The 16206-nt window shown below is 35.5% G+C and carries 15 protein-coding genes and 1 pseudogene; 13 read left to right on the forward strand and 3 right to left on the reverse strand.

The window, feature by feature from the left end; all coding sequences use genetic code 11:
- Nucleotide 1: 1 nt before the first annotated feature.
- From LZF87_RS08925 to LZF87_RS08975, 12 genes and pseudogenes are all read left to right on the forward strand, one after another.
- The gene (locus LZF87_RS08925) at nucleotides 2-472 is read left to right on the forward strand and encodes a hypothetical protein (RefSeq protein WP_244338605.1); all 471 of its coding nucleotides are present in this window, start codon (nucleotides 2-4) and stop codon (nucleotides 470-472) included.
- A gap of 195 nt (nucleotides 473-667) precedes the next feature.
- Nucleotides 668-1543 (forward strand): DUF3347 domain-containing protein, encoded by an 876-nt coding sequence (locus tag LZF87_RS08930; protein WP_244338606.1) that lies wholly within the window; start codon nucleotides 668-670, stop codon nucleotides 1541-1543.
- Nucleotides 1544-1636: 93 nt separating this feature from the next.
- A complete protein-coding gene (locus LZF87_RS08935; RefSeq protein ID WP_244338607.1) occupies nucleotides 1637-1888 on the forward strand; it encodes a heavy metal-binding domain-containing protein in 252 nt (83 codons plus the stop codon).
- A 90-nt stretch (nucleotides 1889-1978) separates the two neighbouring features.
- A complete protein-coding gene (locus tag LZF87_RS14725) occupies nucleotides 1979-3268 on the forward strand; it encodes an efflux RND transporter permease subunit (RefSeq protein ID WP_262917882.1) in 1290 nt (429 codons plus the stop codon).
- A 1-nt stretch (nucleotide 3269) separates the two neighbouring features.
- The gene (locus tag LZF87_RS14730; protein ID WP_262917883.1) at nucleotides 3270-5207 is read left to right on the forward strand and encodes an efflux RND transporter permease subunit; all 1938 of its coding nucleotides are present in this window, start codon (nucleotides 3270-3272) and stop codon (nucleotides 5205-5207) included.
- Nucleotides 5194-6447 (forward strand): TolC family protein, encoded by a 1254-nt coding sequence (locus LZF87_RS08945; RefSeq protein WP_035677971.1) that lies wholly within the window; start codon nucleotides 5194-5196, stop codon nucleotides 6445-6447. The genes LZF87_RS14730 and LZF87_RS08945 overlap by 14 nt, the downstream gene beginning before the upstream one ends.
- 2 nt (nucleotides 6448-6449) lie before the next feature.
- Nucleotides 6450-7694: an efflux RND transporter periplasmic adaptor subunit gene (locus tag LZF87_RS08950; protein WP_023579478.1), complete on the forward strand. Its 1245-nt coding sequence runs from the start codon at nucleotides 6450-6452 to the stop codon at nucleotides 7692-7694.
- Between the two features lie 2 nt (nucleotides 7695-7696).
- Nucleotides 7697-8917 carry an efflux RND transporter periplasmic adaptor subunit gene (locus LZF87_RS08955; protein ID WP_073312198.1) on the forward strand — a complete coding sequence of 407 codons (1221 nt, stop codon included), beginning with the start codon at nucleotides 7697-7699 and terminating at the stop codon, nucleotides 8915-8917.
- A gap of 28 nt (nucleotides 8918-8945) precedes the next feature.
- A complete protein-coding gene (locus LZF87_RS08960) occupies nucleotides 8946-9500 on the forward strand; it encodes an AAA family ATPase (protein WP_073312197.1) in 555 nt (184 codons plus the stop codon).
- Nucleotides 9501-9573: 73 nt separating this feature from the next.
- Nucleotides 9574-12108 (forward strand): heavy metal translocating P-type ATPase, encoded by a 2535-nt coding sequence (locus LZF87_RS08965; protein ID WP_073312196.1) that lies wholly within the window; start codon nucleotides 9574-9576, stop codon nucleotides 12106-12108.
- Between the two features lie 14 nt (nucleotides 12109-12122).
- A pseudogene (locus tag LZF87_RS08970) lies at nucleotides 12123-12461 on the forward strand (MerC domain-containing protein); the annotation flags it as partial.
- 48 nt (nucleotides 12462-12509) lie between these two features.
- The gene (locus LZF87_RS08975) at nucleotides 12510-12731 is read left to right on the forward strand and encodes a GDCCVxC domain-containing (seleno)protein (protein WP_035118559.1); all 222 of its coding nucleotides are present in this window, start codon (nucleotides 12510-12512) and stop codon (nucleotides 12729-12731) included.
- A gap of 83 nt (nucleotides 12732-12814) precedes the next feature.
- On the opposite strand, the gene LZF87_RS08980 is transcribed toward LZF87_RS08975, so the two are convergent.
- The 3 genes from LZF87_RS08980 to LZF87_RS08990 are packed head-to-tail and all read right to left on the reverse strand — an operon-like array spanning nucleotide 12815 to nucleotide 15687.
- Entirely contained in the window at nucleotides 12815-14041 is a 1227-nt protein-coding gene (locus tag LZF87_RS08980) for a hypothetical protein (RefSeq protein ID WP_035118373.1), read from the reverse strand.
- Between the two features lies 1 nt (nucleotide 14042).
- Entirely contained in the window at nucleotides 14043-14483 is a 441-nt protein-coding gene (locus LZF87_RS08985) for a Rieske (2Fe-2S) protein (protein ID WP_023571595.1), read from the reverse strand.
- Nucleotide 14484: 1 nt separating this feature from the next.
- Entirely contained in the window at nucleotides 14485-15687 is a 1203-nt protein-coding gene (locus LZF87_RS08990) for a di-heme oxidoredictase family protein (protein WP_035118371.1), read from the reverse strand.
- Nucleotides 15688-15809: 122 nt separating this feature from the next.
- On the opposite strand from LZF87_RS08990, the gene LZF87_RS14760 reads away from it, so the two are divergent.
- Nucleotides 15810-16136 carry a DUF6660 family protein gene (locus tag LZF87_RS14760; protein WP_316928593.1) on the forward strand — a complete coding sequence of 109 codons (327 nt, stop codon included), beginning with the start codon at nucleotides 15810-15812 and terminating at the stop codon, nucleotides 16134-16136.
- The last annotated feature ends 70 nt before the right edge of the window (nucleotides 16137-16206 follow it).

Here is a 16206-nt window from a genome sequence, read left to right on the forward strand (position 1 = left end):
AGTGATTTTAGGTAAAATAAAGAAGAATGAGTTTTTTTGCAATTATTTAATACAAATTGATTTAAATTTTTATAAATTTGTTTTTAGTTATTCAGCGCAAATGAAAAAGTTTCATCTAGTTTTAATCTTTGTATTGGGCATATTTTTTATGCCTGGTGAGGCTTTTGCGTGTAGTAAGGACAATCCCGAAACAGAAAAATCTTGTTGCGATAAAAAGAAAACAGATACTAAATCTGAAAAAAAATCGTGCTGCGATAAAAAAAATAATTCTGAAAAAGGATGTGGTGGTAAATGTGGTAATTCAAATTGTACATCCACGTCCACAGTACATTTTAGTGTGGTTACTTTCAACGACATTGAAATCAAAAACAATCTTTATGTTATAAGTGATAAAAAGCAAAACTTTTTTCACAACGAGGCCAATATTTCTTCTGGCTTTTATTCTTTATGGCTTATACCTAAAATAAGCTAAATTTCTTTTTTGACAGCCATAAGTGTGTCAATCTTATAGCAGTATTGCTATTCCAAATTCATTTGCAGTTTCATGATTGTTGTTTTAAGACATTCTTTATAGTTTGTTTTGACTTAATCAAGCTGTATATCTAATTAAATCAATTTTAAAATTGAAACATTGTTTCTAAAGCATTGTTTCTTAAATCATAATTCAATGAACAAATCATTTATAAAAACAGTAGTGGTAATGACACTTTTGTTATCAGCAATTGTGTCCAACGCACAAATTAAGAACGCAAAAACAGAAACCGTTAAGATATATGGAAACTGTGGTATGTGTGAGGCAACTATCGAAAAATCAGGGAGTTTAAAAAAAGTAGCTAAAGTAGACTGGAATCAAGACACTCAAATGGCAACATTAACCTATGATGCTAAAAAAACAACTCAGGATGAAATACTAAAGAAAATTGCATTAGCTGGGTACGATAGCGATAAATTCCTTGCCCCAGATGATGTTTACAATAACCTTCATGGCTGTTGTCAATACGACAGGGTTGCCAAAGTTCCTGTAAAAGAAACAACGACCGCTATGGCATCCAATGAAGACCATTCAGTTCACGGTAATCACAATGAAGCATCAGTATCTGAAAATCAAAATGAAAATCAACTTAAGTCAGTTATTGATAATTACTTTTTGGTAAAGGATGCTTTGGTTAAGTCTGATGGTAATGCTACCGCTACTGCTTCTAAAGAACTGTTAACAGCAATCAATACTATAAAGATGGACAAACTGGAAATGGATGTTCACATGGTGTGGATGAAAGTTGTAAACCAATTGAAAGAAGATGCGCAACATATTGCAGACACTAAAGATGTAAAACATCAACGGGAACATTTTATGACTTTATCAAAAGACATCTACGCTTTAATCAAAGTTTCAAAAAATGAGACTCCAGTTTACTATCAGTTTTGTCCAATGTATAATGATGGAAAAGGGGCAAATTGGTTAAGTAAAGAGAATGCAGTCAAAAATCCATACTATGGTTCAATGATGTTAAGTTGTGGTAAAACTGTTGAAACAATTAATTAGTTTTAAAACTGTAACGTTTTAATTTATAATTAATTGTACATGATTATTCGTACTTTTAATAATAAAAGTAATACATAATCTAAATCTAATAATATGAAAAAAATAATCTTTTCTGCCGTTCTAATGGCATTCGTAATGACTTCTTGTAACCAAAAAAACAAAGAAGCTGAAACTAATAATTCAGAAATGATGAGCCATGACTCCACCATGGTGGATCATAATTCTAAAACTATGGAAAGCGATTCAAAAATGTATGCCTGTCCAATGCATCTGGAAGTTACTGGAAATAAAGGGGACAAATGCACAAAATGCGGTATGGAATTGACTGAAGAAGTCACAAAATAGCTCGTAAATTAATACCATTAGTTAGATAAGAATGTCCTGCAAATCTTCTGGAATTTTGTAGAACTTCCTGACTAATAAATAATAAACAGTATGGTCGAAAAATTGATTTCATTCTCCTTAAAAAACCGTTTTATAGTGCTGCTTGTTGCAGCTGGACTATTTGGTTGGGGAGTTTACAGTGTGCAACAGAATCCTATTGATGCCATCCCTGATTTATCAGAAAACCAGGTTATTGTTTTTACGGAATGGATGGGAAGAAGTCCGCAGGTAATAGAAGCACAAGTGACCTATCCTTTGGTTTCCAACCTTCAAGGTATACCAAAAGTTAAAAACATACGTGGTGCCTCCATGTTTGGGATGAGCTTTGTATATATCATTTTTGAAGATAATGTAGATACCTATTGGGCAAGAACCCGAGTATTGGAAAGACTAAATTATGCACAACGTCTACTTCCACAAGACGTTGTTCCAACATTGGGTCCTGATGGTACAGGAGTTGGCCATATTTTTTGGTATCATTTAGACGCCAAGGGTATGGACTTGGGAGAACAAAGAGCTTTACAAGACTGGTATGTGAAATTTGCATTGCAAACAGTTCCTGGTGTAGCGGAAGTAGCTTCTTTTGGTGGATTCGAAAAACAATACCAATTGGTTTTAGATCCGCTCAAAATGCAATATTATAATGTCAGCATGATGGAAGTTATGAATGCCGTAAAATCAAATAACAACGATGTTGGAGGGCGAAAATTTGAAATGAGCAATATGTCGTATATCGTAAGAGGTTTGGGATATATCAAGAATATCAAAGATGTAGAGAATATTGCCATAAAAAATTACAATGCTGTTCCTGTGCGGGTAAAAGATATTGGTTCGATACAAATGGGAGGTGATTTACGATTGGGAATTTTTGATGAAAACGGAAAAGGAGAAGTTGTTGGTGGAATTGTAGTAATGCGTTACGGAGAAAATGCCGACAAAGTAATAAAAGCGGTAAAAGAAAAAATGAAAGAGGTCGAAAAAGGGTTACCGGAAGGGGTCTCTTTTAAAACTTCGTATGATAGGAGTGAACTGATAGAAAAAGCCATTGCATCAGTCAAAGGAACGCTAATTGAAGAAATGATAGCAGTATCAGTTGTTATACTCATTTTTCTTTTCCATTGGAGAAGTGCCTTAATTATACTTATTCAGCTTCCTATATCTGTAGCCGTTGGGTTTATTTTGCTTGAGGCTTTCGGTATATCCTCTAATATTATGTCACTAACGGGTATTGCTCTGGCTATTGGAGTCGTGGTTGACGATGGTATTGTAATGGTGGAAAATTCATATCGAAATATTTCGGAAAAACAGGAAGAAATGGTTAACAATAAAGAATCCGTTTAAGATGAAAGAGAAACTAATAAAAATATTCAAAAAAGAACAGGATCCATTGTCTTCAGAAGAAAAACTCAAGATAATTGAAGCATCATCTAAATTGGTGGGTCCGGGTGTTTTTTATTCAACAATCATTGTAATTGCTTCTTTTTTACCGGTGTTTCTTCTCACGGGAATGGAAGGTAAATTGTTTAGCCCATTAGCGTATACAAAATCCTTTATTCTTATTGTTGATGCATTTTTGGCTATCACACTAACACCGGTACTAATTAGCTTCTTGCTCAAAGGAAAACTTCGTCCGGAAGAAAAAAATCCAATCAATAGCAAACTGGAAGCAATCTACACGCCTATACTAACCTTTTGTTTGAAATGGCGTAAAACAATATTGGGTTTCAATATTGTGGCATTACTGTTTGGCGTGTTAATGTTTACCCGTCTGGGGTCGGAATTTATGCCTCCGTTAGATGAAGGCTCTATTTTATTTATGCCGGTAACATTGCCAGATGTATCCAATTCTGAAGTAAAAAGGATTTTGCAAGTACAGGACAAATTGATAAAATCAGTACCCGAAGTAGATCACGTTTTAGGAAAAGCAGGTAGAGCAAATACGGCAACAGACAACAGTCCGATAAGCATGATTGAAACGATTATTTTATTAAAGCCTGAAGACGAGTGGCGAGAAGACAAAACAAAAAATGATATTATAACTGAAATAAATAATAAACTGCAAATTCCGGGAGTAACAAACGGTTTTACACAGCCTATCATCAATCGTATCAACATGCTTTCTACAGGTATTCGAACGGATGTTGGAATAAAAATTTACGGTGCAAGTTTAGATACAATCGATGTTTTATCTCAAAAAATCAAAAAAGCCTTAGAAGGGACTTCCGGAGTAAAAGATTTATATGCAGAACCCATCACAGGAGGTAAATACATAGATATTCAAGCAAAACGAGATGTTATTGGACGATACGGACTTTCTATTGATGATATCAATAATGTTGTCGAAGCGGCTATTGGTGGAATGAAATTAACCACAACCATTGAGGGAAGACAACGGTTTTCTGTAAATGCAAGATATGCTCAGGAATACCGAAATAGTCTGGACGCATTAAAGAAATTACAAATACAAACGATGCAATTTGGCCCAATTCCGTTAGAAACGGTGGCTGATGTAAAGATAAGTGATGGTCCGCCCATGATAAACAGTGAAAATGCGATGCTTCGAGGAAGCGTATTGTTTAATGTTCGTGAACGTGATTTGGGCAGTACGGTAAAAGAAGCACAGAAAAAATTAAATGCAATGATGACTAAAATGCCCAAAGGGTATTATGTGGAATGGAGCGGACAATGGGAAAACCAAATCAGAGCCAACAAAACATTGAGTCTGATATTGCCTATAGTGGTCGTTATTATTTTCCTTATCCTATACTTTACCTATCGTTCCATGAAAGAAGCCTTAATCACCATGATAACCGTACCATTTGCCTTAATTGGTGGAATTTTTATGGTCTATTTTTATGGTATTAACTTGTCTGTAGCGGTAGCTGTCGGGTTTATTGCCTTGTTTGGAATGGCCATAGAAACGGCAATGCTAATGACCATTTATTTAAATGAATCCATGAACAAAATGGTGGAGAAATACGGAAATAACAATGAGGTTATCACCGAAGAAATATTGAGACAATATATTATTGATGGATCAGCAAAAAGGTTACGACCAAAACTAATGACGGTTTCCGTTTCATTATTTGGTCTGATTCCTATTCTTTGGGCAACAGGAACCGGAGCCGATGTAATGCTTCCTATTACTGTTCCACTTATTGGCGGTACAATTACGTCCACTATTTATGTTTTATTAGTAACACCAGTTGTTTTTGAAATGGTAAAACTCCGCGAGCTAAAAGCAAATGGTAAAATAGAAATTTTAGATGCTAAAGAATAAGTATTATATCGTAATAGGTTGTTTGATTTTAAGCCTCACTTCAAGTAGGGCTCAAACACTTTCGTTGGATGAAGTTTTGAAGAAAATAGAAACTGACAATCCGCAATTAAAAATGTATGACGCTGATATCCAAAGTATGGATACAGCTGCAAAAGGTGCTAAAAGCTGGATGCCACCACAGGTCGAAACAGGTTTTTTCATGACACCTTACAATTCTAAAATGTGGAAGGCTGATGAAATGTCACCCGGAATGGGGTCTTATATGTTGGGAATCACGCAAATGATACCGAATTCCAGAAAGCTGAATGCCGATTTTAAGTATATGAACGCAATGTCTTCCGTGGAAAAGGAAAACAAAAATTATACGATTAATCAGCTCAATGCTTTGGCAAAAACAAATTACTACCAATGGATTGTACTGAATAAGAAAATAAAAATTGCCAATGATAATTTATTGCTTTTGGACTACATGATTAAAAGTATGGAGATACGCTATCAATATAACATGGACAAACTACCAACATATTACAAAGCAAAATCTCAATACAGTGTATTACAAAGTATGATTGTCATGCTGCAAAATGACATAGCACAAAAACGAATTATGCTTAATATGCTGATGGCAAGGGATAAAAATACCCCATTTGATATTGATTCGGCATATAAATTAACCGATTTTAATCTGATAAAGACCGATACAACGCTGCTTTCCCAAAACAGAAGTGACATTAAAGCTATTGAAAAAACAATGGCGTTAAATCAACTGAAAATAGAAGCCGAAAAGACAAAGTTTTTGCCGGAGTTTGGAGTTAAATACGACCATATGTTTGCTTTTGGACAGCAACCCCAGCAATTCTCTTTAATGGGAATGGTTACCATTCCAATGCCTTGGTCAACCAAAATGAACAAAGCCAACATTAGTAGTTTTCAAATTAAAAATGAAAGTCTTAATTGGCAAAAACAAATGATACTGAATGAAGCGTCGGGAATGATTTCAGGAATGCAAACGGAACTGACAAATCTTAAAAAACAATATGATATAGCTGAAAAAAATATTATTCCGGCCTTGCGTAAAAACTACGATACTGCCATTATTGCCTGGCAAAATAATACGGGAGATTTGTTTGTTGTACTCGATGCCTGGGAAGCGTTAAATATGGCACAGATGGATTCGTTAGATAAATTACAAGCTATTTTGGCAACACAGGTTGAAATTGAAAAACAACTGGAAACGAAATAATTATGAACAGATATTTAAAATACAGCTTAATAACCATTGCGATTGTAACGATTGGGTTTGCAGTCTATTATTTTGCAACCAAATCGGATAACCATTCCAGTCACGAACAACAAGCAGTGGTTTATACCTGTTCGATGCATCCGGAAATTATTCGGGATAAACCGGGAAATTGTCCTATTTGCGGTATGACTTTAGTAAAAAAGATTACAAACAATCATACAGAAGAAAACAATTCAATCGAAAATGTTTTAAAGCCAACGGATAATTTTATTGTTGGAAATTATCAAACCACAATGGCAAAAGATACAACGATAAGCAATGTAATTAATTTACCTGGGCTTGTGGCATACGATCCAAATTCCTCCGTAAACATCGCGGCAAGAATAAGTGGAAGAATTGAAAAAATGTATGTGAATTACAAATACCAAAAGGTCACTAAAGGTCAAAAACTGTTTGATTTATACAGCCCCGAATTACTTACGGAACAGCAAAATTTCATTTATTTAATTTCAAATGATGCTGCTAATACTTCCATTGTTGAAGCTTCAAAACAAAAATTAATGCTCTACGGAATGAGCGGTAATCATATTAATTCCTTAATGGCAACAAAACGGGCAAATCCCGTAATTTCAATTTATAGCCCTGCTTATGGCATAATTGACGCGACGGAAACAATGGAGGTCAATAGTAATACAATGTCAAACGCAAGTGCTACTTCCGAAATACTAAATGTGAAGGAAGGAAACTATATAAAAAAGGGCGAAACTGTTTTTAAATTAGTGAATACCGATAAAGTATGGGGTGTTTTTAATGTTTTACAAGGATATAACGGATTACTAAAAATGAATCAACCCATTACCATTACTACAGAATTAGATGAAAATAACAGCATCAATGCAAATATAAATTTCATAGAAACGCAGTTTAACGCATCTGATAAATCCAATAGGATTCGGGTGTATTTAAATAATGCTAAATTAAAACTACCTATTGGTTTACGTTTGCAGGGTAGCGTAAAAACTAACCCGATTAAAGCGACTTGGTTACAAAAACAGGCATTCGTCAGCATTGGTAACAAGAAAATAGTTTTTATAAAAATGAATAACGGCTTTAAGGCAAAAGAAATAAAAACGGGAATTGAAATGGGAGATTATATTCAAGTCATCAACGGAATTTCCATTAAAGATACTATAGCTAAAAATGCACAGTATTTAATAGACAGTGAAAGCTTCATTAAAACCGAGTAAGAATGAAAAAGATGATAAACCGCAGTATTACAGTACTATTAGTATTCATGATGGTAATTGCATGTACTACTAAAAACAAAGAAGACCATTCAGGACATGATATGGGGAAAGAAACTACTTTCTACACGTGTTCCATGGATCCACAAATAAAGGAAGACAAACCGGGAAAATGCCCTATTTGTCACATGCCTTTAACACCAATAAAAAACAACGATACAGAAGCAAATGAAATAAGTTTAAGCAAACAACAAATACAACTGGGAAACATTACCACGCAAACTATTGCAGCAACGCAAAACAGCTTAGAACAAAGCTATACGGGAGTTTTAACCATTAACCAAGAAAAAATCAATACCATTTCAGCAAGAGCAATGGGACGAATTGAAAAGCTTTATTTTAAAACGATTGGGGGATATGTGCGTAAAAATGATGCTTTGTATTCTTTATACAGTGAAGATATCGCCATAGCCAAGCAGGATTATTTTACGGCTTACAAACAACTTTCCATGCCGGGTGATTTTGGGAAAAATGCTCAAAATATGCTAAATGCGGCCAAACAAAAACTTTTGTTCTTCGGATTGTCGAATGCACAAATCGAGAACATAAGAAACAGCAAGGTAATTTCACCGTATACAACTTTTTACAGCACAACAAGTGGTTATATTTCAGAAATAATAGCCACAGAAGGAACTTATATGATGGAAGGTTCCCCTATAATAAAATTGGCTGATTTAAGTAATCTTTGGCTCGAAGCACAAGTAAACGTGAACTATTCAAAAAATGTTAGCCTTGGACAAAATGCCAAAGTTTCTTTTACCGATTTCCCCGATAAAACAATGAACGCGAAAGTTTCTTTCATCAATCCCGAAATCAATCCGGATACCCGACTGCTTTTAATCCGATTGCAAGTGCCAAATAAAAATTTGGAATTGAAACCCGGAATGCAGGCAATGGTTAAGTTAAACCAATCAATTAAAAAAGGGATTTTTATTCCGGTAGATGCGGTTATCCGAGAAGAAAATGCCTCTTACATTTGGATTGAAAAAAGTCCGGGGATATTCGAAAACCTTATGGTGGAGACAGGGATAGAAAGCAATGGACTGATTGAAATTAAATCAGAGATTGATGTTTCAAAAAAGATTGTAATTACTGGGGCTTATGCCATAAATAGCGAATATAAATTCCGAAAAGGGACTGACCCAATGGAAGGAATGAAGATGTAGGTCTTTTGTAAGAATCCAAAATGAAACTATGGAAACTAATATTATAAATACTCCGCAAAGAAAAACAAATTGGTATGTCATTACAGGTGGTCCAAGCTCGGGTAAAACCACCACTGTCAATTTACTGAAAGAAAGAGGGTACATAACAACTTTTGAGCATGCGAGACATTATTTAGACACGCAACGACTAAAGGGAAGAACAGTTGAAGAAGCAAGAAAAAACCAAAGAGAATTCCAATTGGGAGTTTTGGATATGCAGATTGAACAAGAAAATGAAATTGCACCAAACGTTCAGGTATTTCTTGATAGAGCAATTCCGGACGCTCTTGCCTACTATCGTTTTTTAAACCTATCGGTAGATGAAAAGTTAGCTAAAGCACTACAAATGGTTTCTTATAAAAAGATTTTTATTCTGGATTCCCTTCCATTAAAAAATGATTATGCCCGAAGTGAAGATGAACAGGCACAAAAAAAAATTCATGAGTTAATTACCGAAGTTTACGAATCCTTACCCTTTCCGGTAGTTCATGTTCCGGTTCTATCGGCTGAAGAAAGGGTAGATTTTATTTTGAAAAATCTTTAATGATGAAAAAAAATAAACATTACTAAAGCTATCCAATAATTTATAAATCCCATTATTTTAAACAATTAAACTGATGACACATACGTATAATATAGCTGGCATGACATGTGATAACTGCAAGTCAAAAGTAGAAAATGCATTAAATACTATTGATGGGGTTGAAGCTACAGTTTCCTTAAACCCACCGATAGCCACTATAACTATGGAAAAGCACATACCGACGGAACAGCTTCAGCAAGCGCTTGCAATTGCCGGTAACTACACCATAACTATGAGCAATTTAGCTCATAACCATCAAACATCCGAAGCCGCGAGAGAAAAAGTATCTCTTGAACACCATACTCATCATTCCAAAATGACAATGGCAGTTTCCGGAAATACCAAAGGGAAATATTATTGTCCGATGCATTGCGAAGGAGATAAAACTTATGACAAACCAGGTAATTGTCCGGTTTGTGGAATGAATCTGGAAAAATTGGTTGAATTGGATACCATCCCAAAAATGTATACCTGTCCGATGCATCCCGAAGTTATTAAAGAGGGGCCAGGTTCTTGTCCTATTTGCGGAATGGATTTGGTTCCGATGGAACCAACGGATACTGAAGAAAACAGAACCTATCTGGATTTGCTGAAAAAAATGAAGATTGCCACGCTTTGTACGGTTCCGATTTTCATTATCGCCATGATGGAAATGCTGCATAACAACCCGTTGTTTCAGATAATGGACAGCAGCAAGTGGAACTGGGTGCAATTTCTGCTTTCGATTCCGGTTGTATTCTATGCAGGTTGGATGTTTTTTACCCGTGCATGGAAATCAATAATCACATGGAATTTGAATATGTTCACGCTGATTGGAATAGGAACCGGAGTAGCTTTTGTGTTTAGTATTGTAGGGATGTTGTTTCCGAATGTTTTCCCGGAAGAATTTAAAACCGAACACGGAACTATTCATCTTTATTTCGAAGCAGCAACAGTAATTATCACGTTGGTCTTGTTGGGACAACTATTAGAAGCTAGAGCGCACAGCCAAACCAGCGGTGCGATAAAAGAGTTATTGAAACTGGCGCCCACAGAAGCAACTTTAGTGGAAAACGGAAAGGATAAAGTCATTTCCATTCATGATATTAAGAAAGGGGATTTATTACGTGTAAAACCCGGAGACAAAATTCCTGTTGATGGGAAAATCATGGAGGGCACAAGTACTATTGATGAATCTATGATTACCGGAGAGCCCATACCGGTAGATAAAAAAACTGGAGACGAGGTAACTTCCGGTACTATAAACGGAAATAGATCTTTTGTAATGGTTGCCGAGAAAGTTGGTTCAGAAACACTATTGTCGCAAATTATTAAAATGGTTAATGATGCGAGTCGCTCAAGAGCACCAATCCAAAAATTAGCCGATAGTATTTCAAAATACTTTGTCCCCATTGTGGTAATTATTGCAGTACTAACATTTTTCGTTTGGGCAAAATTCGGACCTGATCCGGCATTAGTTTACGGTTTCATCAATGCGGTTGCAGTCTTAATTATTGCGTGTCCTTGTGCTTTAGGACTAGCAACGCCAATGTCAGTAATGGTTGGGGTAGGTAAGGGAGCACAATCAGGTGTTTTGATAAAAAATGCAGAAGCGTTAGAAAACATGAACAAAGTTGATGTTTTAATAACCGATAAAACTGGGACTATTACTGAAGGAAAACCATCAGTAGAAAAAATTTATGCATCTAATAGTGACGAAAATAGTTTATTGCAAAATATTGCTTCTTTAAATCAATATAGCGAACATCCATTGGCACAGGCCGTTGTAAATTACGCTAAAACAAAAAACACTTCTTTGATCGAGGTTAAAGATTTTGAAAATGTTACTGGAAAAGGAGTTGTTGGTACAGTAAACAGTAAAATAGTAGCATTAGGAAATAAAAAGCTAATGGAGCAAGTGAATGTAGTTGTTTCGGATGACATAGAAAATCGAATTATAACCGAACAAAAACTAGGAAAAACAGTATCCTATATAGCAGTGGATAATATAGCAGTCGGTTTTGTATCGATTACCGATGCTATTAAATCATCTAGTGCAGCAGCGATTAAAGAACTAATGCGCCAAGGAGTCGAGGTAATTATGCTTACAGGCGATAATGCTAATACTGCTAAAGCTGTAGCCGATATACTGCATTTAAGTTCTTTCAAAGCCGGTTGTTTACCAGAAGATAAACTTAAAGAAATTAAGCGATTACAATCCGAAGGCAAAATTGTTGCAATGGCAGGCGACGGAATAAACGACGCACCAGCCTTAGCGCAATCCGATATAGGAATTGCAATGGGAACCGGAACCGATGTAGCCATAGAGAGTGCTAAAATTACATTAGTAAAAGGTGATTTGCAGGGAATCGTAAAGGCTAAAAATCTAAGCCATTCCGTGATGAAAAACATCAAGCAAAATTTATTCTTTGCTTTTATATACAATGTATTGGGAGTACCTATTGCAGCAGGCGTTTTATATCCGACATTCGGAATTTTATTATCACCCATGATTGCCGCATTAGCAATGTCTTTTAGTTCTGTATCAGTAATTGCAAATGCCCTGAGATTACGAAATTTAAAAATTTAAAAACAAAAACAAAAATGAAAATAATTAATAACATTGATAAATTAGGTACGATTGGACTTTTCTTCACAGCACTATTTTCGCCTTGCTGTTTTCCGCTATTTGCATTTGGTGCTTCAGCTCTTGGACTCGGCAGCTTTGAATTATTTGGTGGATGGACGATGTGGATTTTTCAAGCAATGGTTTTAATTTCAATTGTTGGCTTAATCATTTCTTACCGTAAACATCGTTGCGTGTATCCTTTATTAATAGCAATACCAAGTGGAATATTAATATTCTTCGCATATTATTTTAGTAAATCGGAAAATGCAGTCTATTTAATTTATTCTGGTATGCTTGGGCTTTTTATTGCTACAATAGCAAATTATTATCAAAATAAAGTTCAGGGTAATTGTAATACCTGTATTTCGTATGGAGGAAAAGAGGTTGAATTAAAATCTACGATTACTTGTCCCAATTGCGGGCATAAAAAGGAAGAAATGATGCCTACTGATGCATGTCAGTATTTTTACGAATGTGAAAAATGCAAAACAGTATTAAAACCGAAACAGGGTGATTGTTGCGTTTATTGCAGTTACGGAACTGTAAAATGTCCACCCATACAAGCAGACGGAGATTGTTGCTAGCAAAATTTATTAGTCATGGGAAAAACATAGTTAATTTGCATGAAAAACTTTTCTGATCTTGGGTGATTTTCATGCAAATCAGACTAAAAATAAGTGGAAAACCCAAATTGAATCCCAGCTGTCTTCGAAGGATCATTACCAAAAATATCTGTTTCCCAAATATAGCGGTAATTCATTCTGAAAACCGTTTGTGAAGAGGGTCTGAAACTGATTCCCGGAGTTATAGCCATTACATCATCGTGGATATTCTCGTTAGTTTCTTTAAACGTTCCAACATTATAATCTGTGTATTCCATTCTAAAAGCCAAATTAAGTGTGCTGTTTTGCCAACCCAATACATCGCGCTTTAAAATGGGTTGCACAATATCGATAAAGCCCCCTTTTTGTTTTGAGCCAAATTGTTGAGTATAGGTGTCAGGAACATCTATATAAGCCCAAACCCATTCCGTATTGATGTATGTTTTTAGTTTCGGGAGCACTGTGTTAAAATCCAATGCGAATAAGTCCACTCTACGTTTTTTGTCAATTTGAATACCGTCTTCCTGAAATTTGTTGTACACACCACCCATCCAAGAAATACCAAATTCACCTATTTTTCTGTGTTTTAATGCAGTCTTGGCGGTAATCAATGGTACTCCGTTAAAACTTTCCTCAAAGCGTTCTTTATTTTCTTTTGAAGCAGGAAGCCATGTTCTGTTTTCGGTATTCGATATAATCGTATCATCAAAACCATTGGAGAAATAACCTTCATACGCCCAAACCAAATTATTTTTGGCATACTTTCCGAAAAAACCAAAACCAACATTACTCCATGTAGATGGGATTATGGTTGTTGAAGATATTGGACGGTCAATGAATTCCCATTTTGGACCGTCGTGATTTTGGTTGAAAGAGCCAATAGGGTTCATAATAATACCACCACGCAAATTGAATAGTGGATGTAACTCCACATCAAGCGAAGCAAATTCAATATTTATTTCTTTTCCGCCTTCTTCAAACTCAATTTCCGATAAAAATTTAATTCGGTTTCTGATGGTGGATGAAACAAATAATGTCATTCTCGGCATCTGAAAAGACATACCTTCTGTGACTCCATCAGTAGCAAAATAACTCGTATTGGCTTCAACATAACCACCTATGGAAATGGGAAGTTTCCCTAATTTCAAAAACGGACGTGCATAAACTGCATCCATATTCAAAGCTAATTTTGTAGTGTCTTTTTGTGTCGTTACGACTTTTGTTGAATCAACCTGTGCCAGTACTGAAAAATTAAAAAATAAGATTAATACAGTTATATATAGTGATTTCATTTTAGGATAATTGAATGTAAATGTTTTGTGCATCGGTTTGCACTTTAAATGCGGTTAATTGTTGTTCTGCGGGTCCTTGAATAACCTCACCGTTTTTACCAAATTCGCTTCCATGAGCTGAACAGGTTAATACATCACCATTAACGGTAAGTTCGGCTCCTTGATGAGAGCATCTTAACAAAAATGCTGAATAAGTATCATTTAGGTTTTTGTATATGATAATCGGATAGTTGATACCTTCTATTTTGCTAACAACATGATTTCTGTAACGAATGGTGTCGTTTTTGATTATTTCAAATTCTTTTTTAGACACAATCAATCGATTGCCTTGAACATTTGTAGAAGCATAATGAGTTGTTCCACAACTTTGCATCATCCCAGACAATCCCAAAACTCCTAAACAGGAAAAGCCACAAATCTTTAAAAATTCTTTTCTGTCCATACTATAAACTTTCAATGAATTTTATCAGTTTTTGTTTTTCACCCGATGTTAATTGCTGGTACGCATTTTTACTGCTGTTAGCTTCACCGCCGTGCATTAAAATTGCTTCTTCAATACTTCTGGCTCTACCGTCATGCAGTAAAAAATATTGTCCACCTTGCGATTTTTTAGCCAGCCCAATTCCCCATAAAGGCGGAGTTCTCCATTCGCTTGTTAATGCAGTTCCTTCTGTATAACCGTCGTTTAAGCCACTTCCCATATCGTGTAACAGTAAATCGGTATATGGGTAAAAAGTTTTGTTGGATAAACTGGCAATATCACTGTTTGGTGTTGTCCATTGCGGTTTATGGCATTCTGCACATTTTAAATTTGAGAATAAAGCTTCACCTGCTTGAACTTCAGCATCATTTTGATTTCTTCGTTTGGGTGCTTTTAAGGTTCTCAAGTAAAACACTACACTGTTTACTGTTTTGTTTGAAACTTCAGGGTCAATTTCTAATCCCGAATAGGTGTCGATTGGAGAAAAAGAAGAGGTAATTCCCATGTCCTGATTATAGGCATTAACGGTTTGATGCAACAAATCGATAGCTGCCGCTTTTTTTCCGTAGCGACCAATGTATTTTCCGTTAATTTCCTGATGAAACCATTTTGGCAAAAAGAAAGCTGGAGGTGTAATATAGTTTGGTACACCTGAAATTCCATCTCCATTATTATCATTGGGGTCTGCATTTGCTAAAATTTGTGCATCGGTTAAAGCGGCTAAAAAACCTAAACCTGTATTTGCAGGAGGCATAAACTTAGCTGAAGTAGCTCCCGCAGGAATTTGCTCTGGTAAATACCCCGGTAAGGCTCTGTTTTGCAACTGTGGCGCACCCAAATGCATGAATTGATTACCTGTGGCATCTGTTTGTCCAAATCGGGTTAAAGTAGTAAAAGGATGTCCTTTTCCGTCCCCCGCATGACAGGACACACAACTGGTAGAAACAAATAATGGTCCCAAACCTGTTTCGGTTGTAAATACTTCTTCATTGAAAGCAACATCACCTTCTAAGAATTCTAACATTTCCGAAGAAGTCAATCCTTCAACGGGCCCGTCTAAAATTTCTTCATCGGCAGGAGCATCTGTTAATATATCTTCACAAGAGGTTAGGGTGCTTATCCCTAAAGTCATAACAATTAAAATTAGATATGCCTTGTTTTTCATTTTTATATATGCTTAATATTATTTTTAGGCAAAGCTAAAAAAATATTTCGAATCGCATCAAATTGCATTAAAAAAATTAAATGTGATTAGTTCATATAAATTTTATTGCTATTTTTACACTCGTGAAATGGTTAAATATCATATTATCAATTTATTTAATAGTCTTGGCATCTATGCCTTGTGCTGATATGGAAGTAAATAGTGCTGGGCATTCTTTGGAAGCGCATCGGGCTGACCATGACAACCATTCACACGACAAGAGTAAAGATTTGTGTTCGCCTTTTTGCATTTGCAATTGCTGTGGAGCGCAGGTTTTGAGTTACTTTCCTTCCATCAGTTATGATTTTCCTGTAATTGCTACAGTTATAAAGACCAAAGAGCCATTTTATAAGCCAGTTTTTGCTTCCTATTTCTTTGGAAGTATTTGGCAACCTCCTCAAATAGTATAATGATGCCCGAGTAATTTCGGGTTAGAAAAGTGTGTTTTAATCACATATAATGGCAAGTACTTTAATTTGC

Origin of the sequence: Flavobacterium enshiense (assembly GCF_022836875.1) — a bacterium.
GTDB lineage: Bacteria > Bacteroidota > Bacteroidia > Flavobacteriales > Flavobacteriaceae > Flavobacterium > Flavobacterium enshiense_A.